Below are 22,754 nucleotides of genomic sequence, written 5' to 3'. Positions count from 1 at the left end.
TGTACCCGTTTTGTCGCATGCAATTCAAACTGCCGATCTGGATTGGCAATTGGTGGATGGCATTGATGTGCCTGTGTCCAAGCAATTTGGTGATGTGTATTTTTCCAAAGACAATGGCTTGCTGGAAACCCGGCATGTCTTTTTAAATGGCAATGATCTCAGTACGCGTTTGGCAGATTTAAAACCTTTTGAATATTTCTGTGTCGGTGAAACGGGCTTTGGTACTGGTTTAAATATTCTGGCCCTGTGGCAGCTCTGGCAACAGGTGCGTCCGGACAATCACAGTCATCTGCATGCGATTTCAGTTGAAAAATTTCCTCTTTCCAAAGCTGATCTGATTCGAGCCTTAAATGCCTGGCCAGAACTCAAGTCTTTAGCTGATCACCTCATCTCTCAATATCCGATGCCAATTGCCGGCTGTCATCGTCTCAGTTTTCCTGAAGAACGATTCAGTCTGGATCTATGGCTGGGTGATGCACATGATGTTTTCCCGGTGATAGAAAAAACTGCGCCGGTGAACGCCTGGTTTCTGGATGGTTTTGCACCTTCCTGCAATCCGGACATGTGGGAAGAAAATGTTTTAAATAATATTGTACGTTTATCCGAGATTGGGACAACTTTCGCCTCTTTCAGTGTTGCTGGCGTTTTAAAACGTGGCTTAAAAAATCATGGGATTTCAATTTCCCGTCCACGTGGTTTTAAGCATAAGCGTGAAATGCTGAAAGCGATCTGGAATCCGGCTGAAGAGACTGAAAGTTCATTAATACAAGAAATCACTCAAAAAAAAACTGAGCGAGATACAGAGACCAATATCAGACCTAGCCAAATCGCTGTGATTGGCGCTGGAATCGCCGGTTTAAGTACAGCCTGGGCATTCGCTCAACGTGGTCATCAAGTCACGATTTACGACCAGTCAGCGCCACTCTCAGGAGGTTCTGGCAATCCACTGGCTTTGCTCAATCCCAAACTCTGTCCGGTTGAGCAAAGTGCTGAACATCTGATGACATTGGCCTGGCAACATGCCTTAAATCATTACCAAAAATTTAAAGCTTTCCGCCCGATTCAGGTGAATCAACTGGCCTTAAAAAATCCTGAACAGCTTTTAGGATTAGCAGATGAATATCCTGAAGAAATTCTTGCTGTACAAGATACAGAAGATCAAGAGGTTCAAACCGAATTTCCAAGTTTAAAACTATTAGAAGCTGGTGCAGTTTCACCTCATCAACTGCGTGAGGAGATTTTGCTGCATCCTCATATTCAATATCAACAGACCAAAATTAGCCATATTGAAGCTGCTACAAAACCTCAGCTATTTTCAGATGAACAGGATCTAGGCGAATTCGATCATGTCATTGTCTGTACTGCACGAGAAACAACACAATTTTTTGCAGATTATCCAGCTCTGAAACCGATTCGTGGACAGGTCAGTTGGGTTAATAATCAAAATCAGCCCTTAAGTCAGAATACGGCTTATAGCTATGGCGGTTATTGTATGCAACTGGACGCTGAGCATCTGATTCTGGGTGCTTCTTTCTATCCAGGCCGGGATGATACCGAGGTGTTAGCAAAAGACCATGTGCATAACTACGAACTGATCCATAGTGTCTTCCCAGAATATGCACAATCATTAGCTTCTACCGATACCTGGCAAGGTCGTGCATCGGTACGGGCGCAAAGTCAGGATTATTTCCCCCTGCTCGGCAAGATGAAAGCAGATGAGGAAATTTACAGCTTTGCCGGTCTAGGCTCCAAAGGTTTTCTGTTTGCGCCACTCTGCAGTGAAATTCTGGCAGCCCAGATTCTCGGCGAAGCCTGTCCGGTGCCATCCAGTTTAGTAAAAAAACTCAGTGTGACCCGTTTTCAAAAGAAAGTGAAAGTCAAGAAGCCTTATTTTAGACCACAAATTTAATGACCATTTTGAATGAATCCCCCTTGCGAAGCAATGCTTCTCACCCTTTAGAAAAGGGAGATTGGGAGGCATTAAATCTCACCCATTAAAAAAGCGCCTTGCGGCGCTTTTTTTTTATTAACAGAAGGCTTTATGCATTCTGTTCAAGCGGTAAGCCTGCATCACGGGCAGCACGAGTACCACCCATCAGAATGACATATTCACGTGAGCTGTCAAAACCCTCTAGCTTTTCAGCAGCACGTGGAGCTTTACTGCCCCCACCACACAAGATGTAAATGGGTTGATCCGCTGACACCTGAGTTAGGCTCTCTGCTGAAAGATCGTTAATAGGCTGATTCACCGCCCCTTTCACGTGTGCTTCAGCAAAAGCACTTGAATCGCGTACATCCCAGATAATTGCATTTTCTGGGAACTCAAATGTTGTAATTTCTTGTTTACGGATCATTGCGCACTCCTTTGATGTAAACAACACTTGGCAAATGAAGAAAACATCCCTAGCATCTCAGATATTCTTTCCCTTTGTAAAGGTCTAAACTATGCCTTCTTTCGATATTGTTTCTGAATTAGAAATTTTTGAAGTAAATCATGCAGTTCAAAACACCCAAAAAGAAATCGCGACCCGCTTTGATTTCCGTGGTCAGGACGTTTCTATTGAACTGAATGAAAAAAACAAGGAAATCAAAATCTCGACTGAAAGCGATTTCCAGTGTGAACAAGTCTATAGCATGCTGGAAAGTCATTTCTTTAAACGCAAAGTCGATATTCAAGCGCTTGATCCACAAAAAATGACGGCTTCTGGCAAAAATGTGATTCAAGTGATCAAGCTTAAAGATGGACTTGACTCAGATACCGCAAAAAAAATTAATAAAGCCATTAAAGAAAGTGGGATTAAGGCGCAATCTTCTATTCAGGGTGACAAGATTCGTGTAACCGACAAGAAGCGCGATACCTTGCAGCAAGTAATGGCATTCTTGAAAGAACAGCAATTTGGTTTGCCTTTACAGTTCAATAACTTTAAAGATTAAGACAGCAACGTCTGTAGAAGGAATTATGGCAAAGAACAACCGATTAGCCAGATTAGTCAAAGCCACTGCACGATTACCGCAAGGCATTCGTACTGCTTTGTTAAGTAAAACTTTTGGCCGGGTGGTCCCGATGGTCGGCTCTGCCAAGATTCGTTATGAGGAAATGAGTGCGTCCAAAGTGGTAGTAAGTATGGCCAATCATAAAGCCATGCAGAACCATATCGGACAAATCCATGCATGTGCAATGGCCCTGCTGGCAGAAACAGCGACCGGCTTTGTGACGGCAATGAATGTTCCGGATACAGCAATTGTACTGATCAAAAGCTTAAAGGTTGATTTTAAGCGCCCGACACGCGGTGCCATGACTGCTGTTGCTACGCTCACGTCGGAGCAGCAAGCCCTGATGCAAAACTCGGATAAAGGTGAAACCCTGGTTCAGGTCACCGTCACGGATGAATCAGGTGAAGCTCCGATTCAATGTGAAATGCTCTGGGCCTGGATTGCCAAGAGCCAACTCAAGAAATCATAATTTCTTCTTTAGACAAAAAAATCCCAGAGATCAAATCTGGGATTTTTTATTTCAAGTCATCATTGTGCTGATTGCGATTCTAAAAGCTTCTGTTTCGCTTCTTCTGGAATCAGACGTTTGTTGCCTTTGACATCCACTGCAACAAAGGTAAATACACCTTCAGTCACTCGAATTGGTGGACGTGAATCATCATGACTATCCCAAACCTCGATTTCCATCTGGATAGAGGTCTTGCCCACTTTTAAAATTTTGGTATAACAACTAATCACGTCCCCGACTTTCACCGGCACCAGAAAAGTCATCTGGTTAATCGAAATCGTGGCACAGCGTCCCTTTGAAAATCGTTCTGCGTGAATCGCGCCTGCCAAGTCCATTTGTGAAACGATCCAGCCACCAAAGACATCACCACTCCAGTTGGTATCTGCAGGCATTGCGATCGTCTGTAGGGAAAGGATCCCCTCTGGTCTTACTTGAGAATCTGACACATTCACTCCGGGCATTTGAAGAATTAGGGTTGGGTATTTAACTGCTGATCAAGCCATTTTTGCAGCTCGCTTGACCGTAATGCACCGCTCATTCTAGCAATTTCGTTACTTTTATTCATTAACACCAGCGTCGGAATACTGCGAACATGAAATGCCGAACTTAAACGCGGATTGGCTTCGGTATCAATTTTGGCAAAAACTACATTTGGATATTGCTTCGCAACAGTCGCAAAATGCGGTGCCATCATTTTACAAGGCCCACACCAGTCTGCCCACAGATCAATCAGAATCGGTAAATCACTATGCGTGACAAATTGACTGAAATTCTGTTCATTCAGCTCAATTGGTACCAGTGGAATCAGGGCTTGATGACATTGACCACAAGCAGGGTTGGCAGTGAGTTTATCTTCAGGGACACGGTTTTTGGCCAGACATTCCGGACATACAATAATCATCTAGCGCACTCCAATATGTTGATGTAAGAATTCTAATTGGGTCGAAACTGCTTTTTCAAACCATTCCCCATGATAAATATCAAAATGCCGGATATTCCACTCATGATATTGCACAAATGGTGCAATATTGGTCGCAGCTTCACGACTGGATTCAATGGGAATCAGACTATCCAGTTTTGCCGCAATAAACAGGACTGGAATGTTAATCTTTCTGACTTCCTGAATCGGTCGATAGCGCATCAGTTTAAAGAATGCCCGTGCAGGAATATGACCACTCCAGTAATAATCCGGATTGACAATCGACAGATAACCTTCATAACTGTCCTGTGTCGGCATAAAACATAGCTCATGCGGATCAACTACAGGTAAGGTTTTTGGTGCCATACCAACCTTGGCCCCCATATAATCCTGACTGGAAACTTTAAGCGCCTTGGGGAGTTGCTGTAAAGGATATAGTTGGGCACTTTCAGCCCCATCGACAAAAGGCACCTGTACCATCGCCGCCTGAATATTTTTCAGCTCTGCTGCAAGTGTCAATACATGCCCACCACTTAAGGCCGTACCCCAGAGCACGATCCGTTTACTGTCAATCGATTTGCGTTCCTGAATATGTCTGATCATGGTTCGCCAGTCATCGAGCTGGGCATTGATCGACACCAGTTCACGTGGACGCCCAGTGCTGCCGCCCCAATAGCGATAGTCAAATAAAACCACCGCATAGCCGGCACTGGCAAAACGCTGGGCATATTGCACCAGTTTAAATTGACGTAAGGCAGCCAGACCATGAGCCATCAGGATTACGGCCGGTTTTTCTATATTTTTAGGCCGATAAAAATCTGCAGCAATCACTTCCTGACCGCTTTTGACATACAGTGGTTCAACTGTATAAGCCTGCATACGCGCTCCATTGCGTTATCTTATGGTTATCATCATTTATAAAAATTTCAGAACAGGTTCAGCATGTTTTCAGCTTAATGCTATCATAAAGCATATCGATATAAATGAAATGATGGAGTGGCGTCATGAGCGAAAATGTAGGTTTTGCTGGTCAAATTGGTCCTGAACACGTAACTCAAGTGGTTGAGAAAGGTTTTAAATCGATTATCAACAACCGTCCGGACATGGAAGGTGGTTCCGAGCAGCCAACCAGTGCACAAATCGAGGAAGCTGCACGTAATGCCGGTCTGGATTATGTATTCCAGCCAGTAGTAGCCGGTCAGATTACTGAGCTTGATGTACGCACTTTTGCCAATCATTATAATGAGTTGCCAAAACCGATCTTGATGTTCTGTCGTACTGGAAACCGCTCGAATAACTTATATCAACTGGCAAAACAGATGGACCTGCTGGATGATTAAGTCGTTTTGGAAAGGTGTGGTACTGGCAACCTATTTTAGCTGTATTACACCTGTTTTTGCTGCAAATGATCTTAGCCGTGCGCTGACCTCTACGGTGAGTGTTACGGGGCAAATGACACCAAGCAAGTTTCAGCAATTGATTCAGCAAGGTTTCAAATCTGTGATTGTAAATCGTCCTGATCAGGAAACTGGTAATAGTGTCACGGTGAGTCAATTACGCTCCATTGCAGAGAAATCTCAAGTGAGTGTGATTTATCAGCCTGTAATGAGTGGCCAACTTTCTCAGGCGAATATTGAAGAATTTGCTCGATATTATAATGAGCTGCCTAAACCGATTTTGATGGTTTGCCGAAGCGGCACACGTTCAGCGGCCTTGTTTAATCAGGCTAAATCTCAAGGATTGATTCATGAGTAAGTTATTGATTATTTTATGTTGTAGTTTGGCTTTTACAGGCTGTAGCTCGATGAATCTAAAGCCGACTGTGGGTGTGAGTGTGGGAACATCAATTTAGTTTTTTTAAATTTTAGTTCCCATAAAAAAACAGCGCCGAAGCGCTGTTTTTTCGTCAGATTAGATTATTAGTTGACACATGTTGTATATGGACTTACGCGGTTAGGTGCATAACTTCCATCAGCAGCATAATCACTACTTAAACTTGGCAATGTTAATGTTGTATAGCCTCTAGTTGGTGTTTGTGCAAGTGTAGTTTTCGCTCCTACTTCTACTGCGATCCAATGAGCATTTGCTTTTGGATATTCAATGATGAAGTCAAACCTACCAGTACTATCTGTACGATAGGTCGCGGTATATGGGTGAGTCGTACTATTATTTGCTGTACCACCTAAGAAACGAACCACACGTAATGCTTGACCATTAGCTGTCCAAGTTGATGTTGTTGGATCCACCGTACATGTCGTTGCTGAGTTTTTATCTTGAACTTGTGCAGGTATTGTACCTACTAATGGATAATAATAATCACCTGGTTTAATCCAACCTTTTAGATTCGTAAATGGATAAACCGCATCTAGTTCTTTAACTTTTAAGGTAATAGGATTGCCATCCACATCGACACCAGGTTGCTCAACTATTTTCCATGCATCTTTCTGAATTTCATATTTCCATTCACCTAAAACATAAGAAGTTGGACGAATATCTAAAACCACATCCTGATTTGCCACTGGCTTCCCATCAACATCAACCAGCTGAACAGAGCCTTCTTTTTGATAATAAATACCGTTACCTGTTGATGTAAGCTCTGTTGGATTAAAATTAACCGCAATAGAACCAATCGTTACTGGCACTTCGGAATTTACCACATCAATCACATGCGGTACACGTCGCTCTGTATTCTGCGTATCTTTAACTACAGCTTCTACACGTAAATCAGCAGCAACGAAGTCATAGGTTGGATTACGTAAACTTTCATCAATTACAATTGAAAATTTTGCCCAACCATTCTCATCACTTTCAATAGTAGATGCGCCATGAATATATGCACCATTTTGATTATATTGAGGAATTGTTAATGTAACTGCTTTACCAGCTTGACTTGAACCATCTAAGTCTACTACCAATACTGATACTTCGAAAGAATCACCACGGACATTTAACTTATCTTTAGATACTTTAATTTTTAAGTCCAATTCTGGCGCTAAAACTGTTGGTGAGTGCACTTGAATACTGCCAGGTAGACTTACTGAAGCACCTGTTGCGGTGGTATGGGTTGCCGTTAATTCGATTGGTAGAACTGGTAATACTAATGTACCTTGTAGTGATTTCATCGATACTTCAAATACAGCTTCACCAAATTGATTAGTAATGAGCTGTGAAGCCCCTTTAATACTAGTCGCATTTCGCGGATCAGCAATAGCTAAGCTAACTTTTTCATTCGCAACACCGCCTTGATTCTTATCAAGAAGTTTAACCGTCACAAATGCACTATCACCTGCTGAACTTAATGACACACGACTACTATCAATAGTTAAGTGATAAGGATTACTAATATCTTGAACAGCAAAATTTAGCTTCGTCTGAATTTCATTACTGCGTGGATCACGGATAGTTCCTGTTACTACAATAGATTCTAAAGCAGCAGATGTAATACCTTGTGGAATAATTAAGTCAATTGGCACTGAACCATTTCCTTGTATTACCACTCCGTCAGCACTCAGTTTAACACCTGCAGCAATAGCTTTTGGATTCAGAGTCAATCGCATTGGTGTACCAGCTGCAGTATTAATCCCCATTTCATCTTTAACAGCTGCATACACTTTAACTGTTTGCCCAGCTGTCACTGTTTTTACATCTGATGTTAAACGCGGATTTAAAGCATTTGCTGGAGCGGTGATACTAATTACACTTGTTTGCTGTAAACGATCGCCATTATTTAAGTTCGTACCAACTACGGCAAAGACAATACCATTTTTGATCAAACTAGCATCATAAACGCCCTCAGATACCGTTACCGTAAACTCGGCTTCCCCCTGACTATTCGTTTGCGTAGGCAAGTTACTTAGCGAAACACGGCTAGAGGTAAGGCTAGATAAAGCAATTGCAATTGGTGTATTAGGAATTGGTTTTCCATTTTCATCGACTGCTTTAACTTTAACTCGTGTTTCACCACCAAGTACAGAAATTGTATCTAATGGTTTATCATCTATTGTAGTAAACAGAAGATTAGCTAAGTCTGGTAATACTTCAACCGGTTTCGAAAGTTCAACTTTTTGAACTGCTGAATATGATGAACCATCAGGGCGCTTACCGAGAATTGCAATTGTTAAATCATTTGCATCTAAATTTGCAATTTGTTCAGCTGTTTTTGGATCAATACTTATTTGGAATACAGCTTTACCTGCATTATCAGTAATAAGTGAGCTTGGAGTTAATAACTTTATACCATTTGGTAATGCAGCATCATTTAAACCAATTGAAACCTGCTGTCCAGCTAAAATATCCCCATTAATATCTTTAGCATCTACTGTGATACTAATTACTTTTTCCCCACCCTCAAGAGCCAGGGCATATTGAGATAAACTTACATTAAAATAATCCAACACTTTTGGTAAGGTAGCAAATTTAATAGCAATATTATCTACCTTATTAGTAATAGCAGAACGAATAGTAAATTCTACGCCTGCTTTCGCTAAATTAGCTTGTGTAGATGTTCCATCATATTTATAACTATATATAAATGTCGCATAGCCTTCTGCATCTGTAACTTGTTCAGCCTGACTCACAAGGCTTAATTGCAAAGCTTTCATATCTGTACTAGATAAGGATGATTCAATATTTACACGTGCATTAACGAGTGGGTTTCCTTTATCATCTAATGCTTTTGCTCTTATAACAATATTTTGATTTTGAACGTAACTAAATGCATTAGTAATAGGATCAATCATTAATTGAGCGACTTTACTGTTCGCTTCAGGATCAGTTGTAAATGCAGATAATTCAATATGTCTACTAATCTTTTTTGTATCTGATCCGATAGGAGTTACTTCAATATCAAAACCATTCATTAAGGCATCATAATCACTTTGGTTTTGTGCTTTAACTTTTAAGCTAAATACAGCCAAGCCATTACTATCTGTTGTCACCTCGGTTGGTGAGGCATAAGAAACACCTTTAGTTAGTGAAATATTGTCTTTCACATTTAAGTTTACTAATTGATTTGCTAAGGCATCTCCATTTTTATCAACTGCAGCCACTCGTACTGTTACTATTTTTTCTACACCCAAGATAATAGATTTTATCCCGTCAGTATCAACAGTTAAATAGTCCAGTTCTGGCTTAGCTTGTGTAGCAAAGTTAAGTTTAATAGATTGAGTTTTTTTACTGTCTCTAACTGCAGAGAAAACTATATTTACACCTTGTTCAGCAGCAATTCTTTGAGGCTCAGACCCATTATACTTATAATCTAGTTCAAATATTGCATAGCCATCATCACGTGTTGCTGCTTCTGCATTACCATTTAAGCTTAAACCCAAGCTTTGAAATTGTGTATTCTTATTTAATTGTAATTTTTCACCGATTAAAGGACTACCTTTTTCATCAAGAGCTTTAACTTTTACTGTAATAGTTTGATCTTTTTTATAGTCAAAGGTATTTAATATTGGATCGATCTGTAAATAATCAATTGTTTTTTCAGAGACAATTTCATTATCTACAATAATATTAATCTTATTGCTTGCACCATTATCTGCAGTAAAAGTTGCTTCAATACCAGCATCAATTAAAGCATCAATTGCCTTTTGTGTAGGTGTTGGTGTCAGAGAAATTGTCTTAAGCTTAAAAGTTACAAAGCCATTTGGATCTACATCACGAGTTGCAGCACCATCAAAAGTAACACCATTAGATGTTGCCCCTGCATTCAAGCTGAGAGTGATATTACCCTTAGAAGCCCCTAATCCTTTATAATTTATTGCTTTAACTTTAATTTCGACACTATCATTAACTGCATTCACTTTATATGCAGATGCGATTTCTAAACGCTGAATTGCCTCTTGATTATTTACACTACTATCAGCAGTTACGACCTGTACCGTTGCTTTACCATTAATATCCGGATTATTTTCGTATGTGGCAGTAAGCTCAATTCCTCTTTGTGAAAGAGCAATTGGATAATTCGAGTTACTCTTTAAAGTGAACTCAGCATAACCTTCTGAATTTGTTGTAGCCTCATTTTTATCAAGTTGGACCCCATAATATTTCGCGATTGCATCTACAGCTAACTTGACTTGGGTATTTTTTAAAACATTTCCTGCACTATTTTTTGCAAATACGAGAATTTTTGCTGTGCCATCTTTGGCTGCAATAGAATCTTCTGGTGTAATAATTTCGAGTTTATTTACTACACTTGAAATATCTTTAAATGTAAGAGACGTTACTGCATTTTTTTCAGCACGATACTCATCAATTAACTTAAAACTTAGTTTTTGTGAACTTTCAACAAAATTTGCAATATCATCTGATGTCAGATTCGGATTTGCACTAATTTTAAAAGTCGCTTTACCTTGAGTATCTGTTGTTACTGATGAACCTGTTTCAACTATAAATTTACCATTCATTTCAGGAGGTAAAGTTAATTCAACAGTCTGACCAACTTTTGCACCACTTTTGGCATCCGTTACTTGTACTACAACGTCAGTAGAGCCTTTTGGCAAATTTAACACTAAACCTTGTGGTACATTAAGATTATAATCACTGATAATTGTACTTGTTTTTTTGATATTCAATGTATAAGGAATTGAGACTGTAGTTCCTTCAACCTTTGCTGTTAGTTGAACCTTTCCAGTATCAGTTTGTAATGCAGGAATATTTAATGTAAATAATGCAACCCCATTTTCATCTGAAGAAACTTTAGAGTTAGTACTTTCTACCCCCAAATCTTCTCCGCCAATACTTAAACGTACATCTTTACCTGCGATTCCACCTTTATCTATATTTAATACTTTAACTGCTATTTTGACTTGACTATTATCTTGAGCAATCTGTAAAGGTTTGCCTTCAATATCTTGTAATGAAATACTAAGACTATTTGCTACCTTTGAAGTATCTGTTTCTGATTGATTGTTATCACTTGTATTCCCTTCCCCAGTATTGCCACTTGGAGAACCATTATTGTAGTAACCATCACTTCCCCCACCGCCACAAGCGACCAATGAAATTGATGTCGCTAAAACTGTTGTGTTTACCCCTAATTTTTTTAAATTTATAAACAAACTCATGATTTTTCCCACTAGATATAATATTTAAGCTGCCATAAAGTTAGTCTTCTGGCTTTTATACAAAATTTACTCAAATTAGCAAAAATAAGCAATGTAGTTACATAATTTACATCGAAAACATTGTAAATATTAAGGTAAATAGTTAGTTGTTGAGAACTGAGTAAACATTTTATGCATGACCTCATCATCATCGGCGCAGGCACTGCAGGGATCAGTGCTTATAACGAAGCTATCAAATACACCCAAAATATTTTAATTATCAATGATGGATCGTGGGATACGACCTGTGCCCGTGTAGGTTGTATGCCAAGTAAATTGCTAATCTCTTCCGCAAATCGCATGCATGATATTCAAACTGCTGAAGAACTTGCTTTAAAACATAATTCTGTCATTGATCCTTCAGAGGTTATGCAACGCGTGCATGTCCTTAGAGAACGTTTTATTCGTGCAACCTTGAAAGGTGTCGATCAATGGGACAGCTCACATAAAATTTCCGGAAAAGCCAAATTTGTTGATCTCCAAACGATCGAAGTCAATGGACAATCCTATCGGGCCAAAAGTTTTATTGTCGCTGTAGGTTCACGCCCCAATATTGATGAAAATCTAAAGCAAAAATTAAAAGACAAATACATCACTTCAAATGAAATATTTGAGTTTTCCCAATTACCTAAGTCTTTAGCAGTGATCGGCAGTGGCATTATTGCAATTGAATTAGCTCAAGCTATGCAACGACTGGGTGTACAAACTACAATGTTTGCGCGTAGTCAAAAAGTAGGTGCCTTAACCAGTCCAGTCTTACAGAAACTGGCACAGGAGCAACTCAGTAAAGAACTCAATATCAAGTTTAAGAACTTGCCAGATGAAGTTGGAATACAAGCTGATAAAATAAAGATTAATTTTACAGAAAATGATCAGACTGAAAGTATTGAAGTTGACTATATCTTAGGCGCCACAGGTCGGCAAAGCAATATAGATCGTTTAGGTCTAGATCAACTCAATTCAACATTCAAGGACATCAAAAACCTTCCTATCGATAAAGAAACCAAACAACTTGCAAACCTACCTATATTTATAGTCGGTGATGCCGCACCTGATGCGCCGATTCAACATGAAGCCGCGCATGCGGGTAAACAGGCAGTTTATAACTGTTTAAATTATCCGGATGTAAAGCCTATTCCTGCCTTAATCCCATTGGCGATTGTATTTTGTCATCCTGAAATGGCGATTGTCGGAAAAAGTTTTAAACAGCTGGAAGATCAACACATCGAATTTATTCGGGGATTCGTCTCTTATGAAAATCAAGGACGTGCACTGGTTTTGGCAGAAAACTCAGGTGGAATAGAAGTTTATATTGCTAAAAAATCAGGTAAATTACTTGGTGCAGAACTCTTTTGCTCCCAAGCAGAACATCTGGCCCATTTACTGGCCTGGATGATTGATGCCGACCAGGATATTCACCAGATCCTAAAGAAACCTTTTTATCATCCTACGCTGGAAGAAGGCCTTAGAACTGCCTTTAAACATGCTCGACGTCAGTTTGATGCATTGCAAGAACAAAGTTGAGCAATCCGCCCCTTACTCGATAAGGTTAATTATCGCTCTAGCTTCATATTGAACACTGTATAAAGTTAACGTTATATGAATGCTAAATAGTCAAGACAATTATCTCGCCCATAAAAAAACACCCCCTGCGTTAGCAGAGGGTGTTTCGAATAATGAGCTGGCGATGACTTACTCTCACATGGGTAATCCCACACTACCATCAGCGCTAAGAGGTTTCACTTCTGAGTTCGGGAAGGGATCAGGTGGTTCACTCTTGCTATGGTCGCCAGCACAACTGGTATGATTACTTACTGAGGTCTTATGGTTGCCTTAGCTTTCTTCAAATCTTGCACTCTGTTCAAAGCAGTGCTTTGAACATCGTTCATTAACAGATATATCTGAGTTGTGTATTTTGTTCGTTTAGCGTAACTAAATCAAGCTGTTTTGTTTAATATCGAATCAATTGATCCTCACTTCTTTCGAAGTTCGTACAACAACTGTTTGGGTGTTGTATAGTCAAGCCTCACGAGCAATTAGTATTGGTCAGCTTCACATATCACTATGCTTCCACATCCAACCTATCAACGTCGTAGTCTTCAACGGCTCTTTAGGAGACATAAAGTCTCGGGGAAATCTTATCTTGAGGTAGGCTTCCCGCTTAGATGCTTTCAGCGGTTATCCCTTCCGAACATAGCTACCCGGCGATGCCACTGGCGTGACAACCGGTACACCAGAGGTTCGTCCACTCTGGTCCTCTCGTACTAGGAGCAGATCCTCTCAAATTTCCAACGCCCACGGTAGATAGGGACCGAACTGTCTCACGACGTTCTAAACCCAGCTCGCGTACCTCTTTAAATGGCGAACAGCCATACCCTTGGGACCTGCTTCAGCCCCAGGATGAGATGAGCCGACATCGAGGTGCCAAACACCGCCGTCGATATGAACTCTTGGGCGGTATCAGCCTGTTATCCCCAGAGTACCTTTTATCCGTTGAGCGATGGCCCTTCCATACAGAACCACCGGATCACTAAGACCTACTTTCGTACCTGCTCGACTTGTGGGTCTCGCAGTTAAGCGCGCTTTTGCCTTTATACTCTACGCGTGATTTCCGACCACGCTGAGCGCACCTTCGTACTCCTCCGTTACTCTTTAGGAGGAGACCGCCCCAGTCAAACTACCCACCAGACATGGTCCTCGTCCCGGATAACGGGACAGAGTTAGAACCTCAATATTACCAGGGTGGTATTTCAAGGACGGCTCCATCGCAACTAGCGTCGCGACTTCAAAGCCTCCCACCTATCCTACACAAGTAAGATCAAAGTTCAATGTCAAGCTGCAGTAAAGGTTCACGGGGTCTTTCCGTCTAGCCGCGGGTACACCGCATCTTCACGGCGAATTCGATTTCACTGAGTCTCTGCTGGAGACAGCGCCCCCATCATTATGCCATTCGTGCAGGTCGGAACTTACCCGACAAGGAATTTCGCTACCTTAGGACCGTTATAGTTACGGCCGCCGTTTACTGGGGCTTCGATCAAGAGCTTCGCTTACGCTAACCCCATCAATTAACCTTCCAGCACCGGGCAGGCATCACACCCTATACGTCCACTTTCGTGTTTGCAGAGTGCTATGTTTTTAATAAACAGTTGCAGGGGCCTGGTTTCTGAGGCTGTCGGCCGCTCAAGGAGCAAGTCCTATCACAGACAACAGCGTACCTTCTCCCGAAGTTACGGTACCATTTTGCCTAGTTCCTTCAGCAGAGTTCTCTCAAGCGCTTTGGTCTACTCGACCTGACCACCTGTGTCGGTTTCGGGTACGATTCCTGTGTAACTGAAGCTTAGAGACTTTTCCTGGAAGCATGGTATCAGCCACTTCACTGTACAAGTACAGCTTGCTATCAGTTCTCAGCATAGAGTACCCCGGATTTGCCTAAGATACATGCCTACAACCTTCCACCTGGACAACCAACGCCAGGCTGACTTAACCTTCTCCGTCCTCTCATCGCATTACACAGAAGTATTGGAATATTAACCAATTTCCCATCGACTACGCCTCTCGGCCTCGCCTTAGGGGTCGACTCACCCAGCCCCGATTAACGTTGGACTGGAACCCTTGGTCTTTCAGCGTGCGAGTTTTTCACTCGCATTGTCGTTACTCACGTCAGCATTCGCACTTCTGATACCTCCAGCAGACTTCTCAATCCACCTTCATCGGCTTACAGAACGCTCCCCTACCACGCATAATAAATTATGCATCCGCAGCTTCGGCATATAGTTTTAGCCCCGTTACATCTTCCGCGCAGGCCGACTCGACTAGTGAGCTATTACGCTTTCTTTAAAGGGTGGCTGCTTCTAAGCCAACCTCCTAGCTGTCTATGCCTTCCCACATCGTTTCCCACTTAACTATAATTTTGGGGCCTTAGCTGGCGGTCTGGATTGTTTTCCTCTTGACTACGGACGTTAGCACCCGCAGTCTGTCTCCCGGATAGTACTCATTGGTATTCGGAGTTTGCATCGGTTTGGTAAGTCGGGATGACCCCCTAGCCGAAACAGTGCTCTACCCCCAATGGTATTCGTCCGAGGCGCTACCTAAATAGCTTTCGGGGAGAACCAGCTATCACCAAGTTTGATTAGCCTTTCACCCCTATCCACAAGTCATCCCCTGGCTTTTCAACGACAGTGGGTTCGGTCCTCCAGTTAGTGTTACCCAACCTTCAACCTGCTCATGGATAGATCACCTGGTTTCGGGTCTATACCCAGCAACTAAACGCCCTATTAAGACTCGGTTTCCCTACGGCTCCCCTATGCGGTTAACCTTGCTACTGAATATAAGTCGCTGACCCATTATACAAAAGGTACGCAGTCACCGGACTAAGCCGGCTCCCACTGCTTGTATGCATGCGGTTTCAGGATCTATTTCACTCCCCTCACAGGGGTTCTTTTCGCCTTTCCCTCACGGTACTGGTTCACTATCGGTCAGTCAGGAGTATTTAGCCTTGGAGGATGGTCCCCCCATATTCAGACAAGGTTTCACGTGCCTCGCCCTACTCGACATCATCATATAAGCCCTTTCGTGTACAGGACTATCACCGTCTACGGTCGCACTTCCCAGAGCGTTCCACTAGAACTTATATGACTTAATGGGCTCTTCCCCTTTCGCTCGCCGCTACTGAGGGAATCTCAATTGATTTCTTTTCCTAAGGGTACTGAGATGTTTCACTTCCCCTCGTTCGCCTTGCAACACTATGTATTCATGTTGCAATACCTACCTTATGGTAAGTGGGTTTCCCCATTCAGACATCTCCGGATCACAGGATATTTGCCGCCTCCCCGGAGCTTTTCGCAGGCTATCACGTCTTTCTTCGCCTCTGACTGCCAAGGCATCCACCACATGCACTTAATTACTTGACTATACAACCCCAAACAGTCGTTCATCCTTACAAGCAGGATGAGCAACAGATTAACCAATCACTCAGTCAATCATACAGTTGGCGTCTTGTGCATTTAAGCACTGTACAGCTTCAATTAGATTCATATACCAAAACGCTTGATTCAGTTAATTTCGCTAGTAACTCATTTCCTCAACCTTCATCAACAAGTAATAAATCACTGTTAATGTCGATCTTAAAAACGAGTATGAACAAATTATTTCAACTCAAATATATTCTGTTAATGATTTTTCCAGCCTTCGTCAGGTCAGGAAACTGTGATAAATCACAGAGGTTATCAAGTGCGCGTATCATAACGCCTGTACTTGTTAATCTCTAGGATCTCATCACTTGATCGCTTAAGGACTAAACTAACAATCAACTGATTGTCTATTTATTAGCTTTTGTCTTTATACATTCCGAAGGAATGTATGGTGGAGACTAGGAGAGTCGAACTCCTGACCTCCTGCGTGCAAAGCAGGCGCTCTACCAACTAAGCTAAGTCCCCAGCTTATCAATAAGTCAATGTATCGTTCTGTTCTGTTTGCTTCAGCACTTTCATGCTTCGTTAGTCAGATTTGGTGGGTCTGACAAGACTTGAACTTGTGACCCCACGCTTATCAAGCGTGTGCTCTAACCAACTGAGCTACAGACCCTCAGATACATCGTATGAAGAACAACTTGTTGTGGATTCTTACCAATCGTCAATCTTTCGTTAAGGAGGTGATCCAGCCGCAGGTTCCCCTACGGCTACCTTGTTACGACTTCACCCCAGTCATCTGCCACACCGTGGTAAGCGTCCCCCCTAAGGTTAGACTACCTACTTCTGGTGCAACAAACTCCCATGGTGTGACGGGCGGTGTGTACAAGGCCCGGGAACGTATTCACCGCGGCATTCTGATCCGCGATTACTAGCGATTCCGACTTCATGGAGTCGAGTTGCAGACTCCAATCCGGACTACGATCGGCTTTTTGAGATTAGCATCCTCTCGCGAGGTAGCAACCCTTTGTACCGACCATTGTAGCACGTGTGTAGCCCTGGTCGTAAGGGCCATGATGACTTGACGTCGTCCCCGCCTTCCTCCAGTTTGTCACTGGCAGTATCCTTAAAGTTCCCGGCTTAACCCGCTGGCAAATAAGGAAAAGGGTTGCGCTCGTTGCGGGACTTAACCCAACATCTCACGACACGAGCTGACGACAGCCATGCAGCACCTGTATGTAAGTTCCCGAAGGCACCAATCCATCTCTGGAAAGTTCTTACTATGTCAAGACCAGGTAAGGTTCTTCGCGTTGCATCGAATTAAACCACATGCTCCACCGCTTGTGCGGGCCCCCGTCAATTCATTTGAGTTTTAGTCTTGCGACCGTACTCCCCAGGCGGTCTACTTATCGCGTTAGCTGCGCCACTAAAGCCTCAAAGGCCCCAACGGCTAGTAGACATCGTTTACGGCATGGACTACCAGGGTATCTAATCCTGTTTGCTCCCCATGCTTTCGCACCTCAGTGTCAGTATTAGGCCAGATGGCTGCCTTCGCCATCGGTATTCCTCCAGATCTCTACGCATTTCACCGCTACACCTGGAATTCTACCATCCTCTCCCATACTCTAGCCAACCAGTATCGAATGCAATTCCCAAGTTAAGCTCGGGGATTTCACATTTGACTTAATTGGCCACCTACGCGCGCTTTACGCCCAGTAAATCCGATTAACGCTTGCACCCTCTGTATTACCGCGGCTGCTGGCACAGAGTTAGCCGGTGCTTATTCTGCGAGTAACGTCCACTATCCAAGAGTATTAATCTCGGTAGCCTCCTCCTCGCTTAAAGTGCTTTACAACCAAAAGGCCTTCTTCACACACGCGGCATGGCTGGATCAGGGTTCCCCCCATTGTCCAATATTCCCCACTGCTGCCTCCCGTAGGAGTCTGGGCCGTGTCTCAGTCCCAGTGTGGCGGATCATCCTCTCAGACCCGCTACAGATCGTCGCCTTGGTAGGCCTTTACCCCACCAACTAGCTAATCCGACTTAGGCTCATCTATTAGCGCAAGGCCCGAAGGTCCCCTGCTTTCTCCCGTAGGACGTATGCGGTATTAGCATCCCTTTCGAGATGTTGTCCCCCACTAATAGGCAGATTCCTAAGCATTACTCACCCGTCCGCCGCTAGGTAATGTAGCAAGCTACATTTCCCCGCTCGACTTGCATGTGTTAAGCCTGCCGCCAGCGTTCAATCTGAGCCATGATCAAACTCTTCAGTTTAATACTATGTAGTGCCTTAAAGGGCACCAATCTTGGCTCATCAATTTTCTGACAAATATTTCTCAAATAAACTTCGAGTAATTTCTACCATCAATCAATGAAAATAATTTCGATCGATCAACCAGTAAAAATCCACACAAGTTGTTCTTCATAATCTCTTAATGATCTTCTTGCTAATTCGTCACCAGCAAGCTAGGTCGGCTATATTACTCTCTATCTCTAGAAAGTCAACCAGTAATGAAAATTATTTTTAAACTTATCAAATAAAACCCAACTCAATCAAACTCAACTAAGTCACTGTTTTATCAGAAGTTTTAATCTTCATCACCGCCGATGGATGTGCATTCTACAGCATTTCACACCCCTTGCAACCCCCCTTTTTTAAATAATTCAATAAAAAACTAACGACTGTTTATTTATTCTACAAAAATCGCACTTTTCTTCATTTCTTGAGCATTAAAGGGACTGAATTAGATAAATGACTTAATCTTTTTTCTGTTTTATTCTCTTCCTGAAAGCGTAAAGGCCGGCAATCTATGTATTCACAATAGCCTCCTTCCCCATTTTCGGTTTCTTCATTTATTTTTACTTGATAACTAAAACTTCCTACATAGCCCGCTGCCAGACCAAATTTAAAATCTCCACGACTTTGACCTTGTACCCAGATACAAGTACCGTCTGCGTTTTTATAACACCATTCAAATTCGCGCGGCAAATACATACTTTGCCGATTGGGTGTCGTGACACGCGGATAAACACGATGAACTTTAAAATAAACTTTGCGATCGAACATTTGGGTCCGCATGTTTTTTAAATCACGCAGATAGATCCGCGACTGAACAATACGATTAAAACCATCCCGAATTTGCGCCAACAACAGTTGCCGATTTTCACTGAGATTAATAATTTGATAAGTCAGGAAAGCCAAAGGCAGATAGGGAAAGTTAAAACTCCGCGCGTATTCAAAGCTTCCCAGACCATCGATCGTATATTGCTGCGCTTTATAGCTCACTGTTCCCTGACAATGACACAGCAAAGACCAGTGATCTGCCAAGGAAAAACGCATTTGGGTAAAATGAGAAATTAGCTGAGTGGTCTGAATATTTAAATCAAAACTGAGTTCCGAGTCAGAACGTTGCAAACGAAAATTTGGAAAACTTCCGCTCAATTGCTCACGATCCAGAAACTGAAATAGACTAGATTTAAAATGACAGTCCTGCTTGACAGAATAGTGATGCAATTGCCCCACCATATGTGGACTCGAACTGCAAATCACGGTGGCGGTATCTAAGGCTGTGGTTTCGATTGCACTGGGGTTTGCCAGCATGGGCGCATTGGGTTGCCCAATAATACTCAGAAAGTTTAAATAATAGAGCGGTGCCGGAAGTCCGGGGATCATTAATCCTTGATGAATAATTTTATATTTTGAGGTAAGGCCATGATAGGCGGGATAGCGCGAAACAGTAGGAGTCTGATTCAGCTGTTTCGAACGATCTAAAAAATCTTGAAGAAACCGCATCTCAGACTCCTTTTATATTTTTATAATGTACTCGATCTTTTTGCCATAAAGGTGGTCACGAAACCAGACAAGGCATAGAGAATAGAAATTACCAGAATGCCGACAGGAATATTATAAGTCATCGCTGCAAAGACGAATACGGCGATTGGTAGGACAAAAAATGGAACCCGTTTACGCTCTACTGTTTTGAATGAGTAATACTTGATATTGGAAATCATTAACAAGCCCACCGCAATAATGACTACTGCATTAATGACCTGAAGAGAAGGTTCACGAATATCAAAGATTTCTGGAAAATCCAGACCGACCCAGACCAATGACACAATCATGATGGCAGCCAGAGGACTTGCCACACCGATAAAATAACGTTTATCGACCACACCAATCTGTACATTAAAACGCGCCAGACGGAACGCAGCACACGCGGTATAAACAAAGCAGGCTGCCAGACCAATACGACCCAAATCACTTAAGCCCCAGCTATACATCAAAATAGCGGGAGCTACACCAAAAGCCAGCATGTCAGAAAGGGAATCGAACTGTTCACCGAACGGACTTTGTGCGCCAATCGCACGAGCTACACGGCCATCTAGTCCATCCAGTAATGCCGCAATAAAAATCGCATAAATAGCTTGCTGAAAATTACCATTCATACTGGCAATAATCGAGTAGAAACCTGATAACAACGCTGCTGTTGTAATCAGGTTCGGCCATAGATAGATGCCTCGACGCTTAACTTTTTGCCCTTCCTGGGTATGCTCCTCTTCTTCTACCTCAAAGGTGATGCCATCAAAAGGCACTTCAGTTGAAGAGTCGCGTTCCGGTTTGCTTATATTTGTCATTCTTGTCGATCCTAGCTATGACCTGATCTTTAAAAAAATTACTCGCCCACTAACCAGCGAACTGCAGCGTGACCACCATTTTCACTCATGCGAAGATGCGGGAATAACCACTGTAGCGCTTCATCTGCATCTTCAGAGAATTTCCAAGGCGGGTTAATCACCAGCAAACCACAACCGTTCAAGCCTACTGGGGTATCATCCGGCCATACACAGACTTCACAAACCAGTTGACGGCGGATACCAGTCTTGAACATTTTCTTCTCGAAGCGTTCGATCATGGCACGGTCTTTAATTGGATACCAAACCGCGAATACACCTGTCGGCCATTTCTTATACGCGGTAACCAGCAGTTCGACCAACTGCGGGAAATCTTTACGCTCCAGTTCATATGGCGGATCGATCATCACCAGACCACGTTTTTCTTTCGGTGGAATGACAGCCAACAGACCTTCGTATGCATCACGCTCATGCAAACCGGCACGCTTGTCAAAAATATTATGACGAAGTTGCTGGAATACATCACGCTGCATTTCAAAAATGGTCGCTTTATCAATCTCGCGCATGCCTTCTAGGGCAAACCACGGTGAACCCGGATAAGCACCCTTACCAAAGTTTTCACGCATATTTTCAACAATTTTCAAATATTGTTGTACGCCTTCAGGTGCATTACGCTTGATCGAATCATCCAGCTTAACAAGACGATGAATACCGTTTAAAAACTCACCTGATTTTTGCGCTTCGGCAGTCGACAAATCATATTTACCTGCACCACCATGTGTATCTACATAGCGATAAGGTTTGTTTTTTGCATTCAGTCGAGTCAACAACTGAAGCAATAAAACGTGCTTCATCACATCGGCAAAGTTGCCTGCGTGGTAAGAGTGACGGTAATTCATGTTTCAATTATTCCTAAGATCAATTGCTATTTTAACATGAAAAACTATTTCGTTCAGAAACGATTATTGCACTAAAATAGCGGACCTTTTTTTACCACACTATCGAGAATTGAAAAAATGGAAGCAGTTATCATCCCAGGGGATTGGAATGTTGATCAAATCTTAGATGATTTAGATCAACATGGCTTTAGTATTGTTGACGATGCTTACTCTAGCGAATATCAACATGCAGTGAGTCAAGAATGCTTAAGCCACTTAAACGAATTTCGTAATGCAGCCATTCAAAATGGTGTCGTTAACAACATCCGTAGTGATCATATTCTTTGGTTACAACCTGAATTTCAAATTTCCCACCGACACATTCAAACCCTTCAACAATTTTCTCAAATTTTAAACCGCGCGTTTTATTTAGGCATCAAAGATGTCGAAGCGCATTTCGCTTGCTATCACGCGGGTGAGTTCTATGCCCTGCACCGTGACAACCCCCAAAGTAAAAATGGCCGGATGATTTCCAGTGTGTATTATTTACATGGACAATGGCAGACGGACTGGGGCGGTGAACTACGCCTGCAGGACAAACATGGCCAGTGGCATATTATCCAGCCAAAACCGAACCGAATGGCGCTGTTCCAGAGCGATTTATTACATGAAGTTTTAATCTCTAAACAGCAACGCCTATCCATTACCGCCTGGCTAAGAAGTGATACCTCACTACTCTAAGACACGCTGCCGCTTTAAATTTTAATTTTTAACCTCATATAGCCATTATTGAGAAATGAGGATTGCGTT

At 42.4% G+C, this 22,754-nt stretch carries 15 protein-coding genes, 2 tRNA genes and 3 rRNA genes; 7 read left to right on the top strand and 13 right to left on the bottom strand.

What is annotated here, in order from left to right:
- Positions 1–10 precede the first annotated feature (10 nt).
- Positions 11–1,909: a bifunctional tRNA (5-methylaminomethyl-2-thiouridine)(34)-methyltransferase MnmC2/FAD-dependent 5-carboxymethylaminomethyl-2-thiouridine(34) oxidoreductase MnmC1 gene (gene mnmC, locus PYW33_RS02515; RefSeq protein ID WP_004645127.1), complete on the top strand. Its 1,899-nt coding sequence runs from the start codon at positions 11–13 to the stop codon at positions 1,907–1,909.
- Between the two features lie 130 nt (positions 1,910–2,039).
- Here the strand turns inward: mnmC and PYW33_RS02510 are convergent, their stop codons facing one another.
- On the bottom strand, positions 2,040–2,354 hold the full coding sequence (locus PYW33_RS02510) for a rhodanese-like domain-containing protein (RefSeq protein WP_004645126.1): 315 nt from the start codon (positions 2,352–2,354) through the stop codon (positions 2,040–2,042).
- Between the two features lie 91 nt (positions 2,355–2,445).
- Here PYW33_RS02510 and PYW33_RS02505 point away from each other — a divergent pair, with 91 nt between their 5' ends.
- Positions 2,446–2,934 (top strand): YajQ family cyclic di-GMP-binding protein, encoded by a 489-nt coding sequence (locus PYW33_RS02505; RefSeq protein WP_004281601.1) that lies wholly within the window; start codon positions 2,446–2,448, stop codon positions 2,932–2,934.
- Positions 2,935–2,959: 25 nt separating this feature from the next.
- Positions 2,960–3,463 carry a DUF4442 domain-containing protein gene (locus PYW33_RS02500; protein WP_004645125.1) on the top strand — a complete coding sequence of 168 codons (504 nt, stop codon included), beginning with the start codon at positions 2,960–2,962 and terminating at the stop codon, positions 3,461–3,463.
- A 59-nt stretch (positions 3,464–3,522) separates the two neighbouring features.
- Here PYW33_RS02500 and PYW33_RS02495 read toward each other — a convergent pair whose 3' ends face one another.
- From PYW33_RS02495 to PYW33_RS02485, 3 genes are read right to left on the bottom strand one after another with little or no spacing between them, the layout of a single operon-like run.
- Entirely contained in the window at positions 3,523–3,963 is a 441-nt protein-coding gene (locus PYW33_RS02495; protein ID WP_370940778.1) for an acyl-CoA thioesterase, read from the bottom strand.
- 8 nt (positions 3,964–3,971) lie between these two features.
- Positions 3,972–4,403 (bottom strand): thioredoxin TrxC, encoded by a 432-nt coding sequence (gene trxC, locus PYW33_RS02490; RefSeq protein ID WP_004645123.1) that lies wholly within the window; start codon positions 4,401–4,403, stop codon positions 3,972–3,974.
- Positions 4,404–5,300, bottom strand: coding sequence for an alpha/beta hydrolase (locus PYW33_RS02485; protein WP_004645122.1), 897 nt, complete (start codon positions 5,298–5,300; stop codon positions 4,404–4,406).
- Positions 5,301–5,425: 125 nt separating this feature from the next.
- Between PYW33_RS02485 and PYW33_RS02480 the strand changes: the two genes are divergently transcribed.
- Complete coding sequence (locus PYW33_RS02480; RefSeq protein WP_004281596.1) at positions 5,426–5,761, top strand: protein tyrosine phosphatase family protein; 336 nt, start codon at positions 5,426–5,428, stop codon at positions 5,759–5,761.
- Positions 5,754–6,176 (top strand): protein tyrosine phosphatase family protein, encoded by a 423-nt coding sequence (locus tag PYW33_RS02475; RefSeq protein ID WP_004645120.1) that lies wholly within the window; start codon positions 5,754–5,756, stop codon positions 6,174–6,176. Before PYW33_RS02480 ends, PYW33_RS02475 begins: the two co-directional genes overlap by 8 nt.
- 164 nt (positions 6,177–6,340) lie before the next feature.
- Here the strand turns inward: PYW33_RS02475 and PYW33_RS02470 are convergent, their stop codons facing one another.
- The gene (locus tag PYW33_RS02470; protein ID WP_023278690.1) at positions 6,341–11,488 is read right to left on the bottom strand and encodes an Ig-like domain-containing protein; all 5,148 of its coding nucleotides are present in this window, start codon (positions 11,486–11,488) and stop codon (positions 6,341–6,343) included.
- A gap of 171 nt (positions 11,489–11,659) precedes the next feature.
- On the opposite strand from PYW33_RS02470, the gene PYW33_RS02465 reads away from it, so the two are divergent.
- Complete coding sequence (locus PYW33_RS02465) at positions 11,660–13,051, top strand: dihydrolipoyl dehydrogenase (RefSeq protein WP_004645116.1); 1,392 nt, start codon at positions 11,660–11,662, stop codon at positions 13,049–13,051.
- Positions 13,052–13,206: 155 nt separating this feature from the next.
- On the opposite strand, the gene rrf is transcribed toward PYW33_RS02465, so the two are convergent.
- From rrf to PYW33_RS02425, 8 genes are all read right to left on the bottom strand, one after another.
- Positions 13,207–13,321: ribosomal RNA gene (gene rrf, locus PYW33_RS02460) — 5S ribosomal RNA — on the bottom strand.
- A 221-nt stretch (positions 13,322–13,542) separates the two neighbouring features.
- A 23S ribosomal RNA gene (locus tag PYW33_RS02455) occupies positions 13,543–16,437 on the bottom strand.
- 449 nt (positions 16,438–16,886) lie between these two features.
- Positions 16,887–16,962, bottom strand: a tRNA-Ala gene (locus tag PYW33_RS02450).
- 71 nt (positions 16,963–17,033) lie between these two features.
- Positions 17,034–17,110 (bottom strand) — tRNA-Ile (locus PYW33_RS02445).
- 60 nt (positions 17,111–17,170) lie between these two features.
- Positions 17,171–18,708: ribosomal RNA gene (locus tag PYW33_RS02440) — 16S ribosomal RNA — on the bottom strand.
- Together the 16S, 23S and 5S rRNA genes with 2 tRNA genes alongside form the textbook arrangement of a ribosomal RNA operon.
- Positions 18,709–19,150: 442 nt before the next feature.
- Positions 19,151–20,227, bottom strand: a complete 1,077-nt coding sequence (locus PYW33_RS02435; protein ID WP_004645114.1) for a DUF6670 family protein — start codon at positions 20,225–20,227, stop codon at positions 19,151–19,153.
- 20 nt (positions 20,228–20,247) lie between these two features.
- On the bottom strand, positions 20,248–21,069 hold the full coding sequence (gene pssA, locus PYW33_RS02430; RefSeq protein WP_004645113.1) for a CDP-diacylglycerol--serine O-phosphatidyltransferase: 822 nt from the start codon (positions 21,067–21,069) through the stop codon (positions 20,248–20,250).
- A gap of 38 nt (positions 21,070–21,107) precedes the next feature.
- The gene (locus tag PYW33_RS02425; protein ID WP_004645112.1) at positions 21,108–21,965 is read right to left on the bottom strand and encodes a 23S rRNA (adenine(2030)-N(6))-methyltransferase RlmJ; all 858 of its coding nucleotides are present in this window, start codon (positions 21,963–21,965) and stop codon (positions 21,108–21,110) included.
- Between the two features lie 117 nt (positions 21,966–22,082).
- Here PYW33_RS02425 and PYW33_RS02420 point away from each other — a divergent pair, with 117 nt between their 5' ends.
- Positions 22,083–22,685 carry a 2OG-Fe(II) oxygenase gene (locus tag PYW33_RS02420; RefSeq protein WP_004645111.1) on the top strand — a complete coding sequence of 201 codons (603 nt, stop codon included), beginning with the start codon at positions 22,083–22,085 and terminating at the stop codon, positions 22,683–22,685.
- Positions 22,686–22,754 lie beyond the last annotated feature (69 nt).

The organism is Acinetobacter lwoffii (assembly GCF_029024105.1).
GTDB lineage: Bacteria > Pseudomonadota > Gammaproteobacteria > Pseudomonadales > Moraxellaceae > Acinetobacter > Acinetobacter lwoffii.
This window is presented reverse-complemented; position numbering and strand designations above follow the sequence as displayed.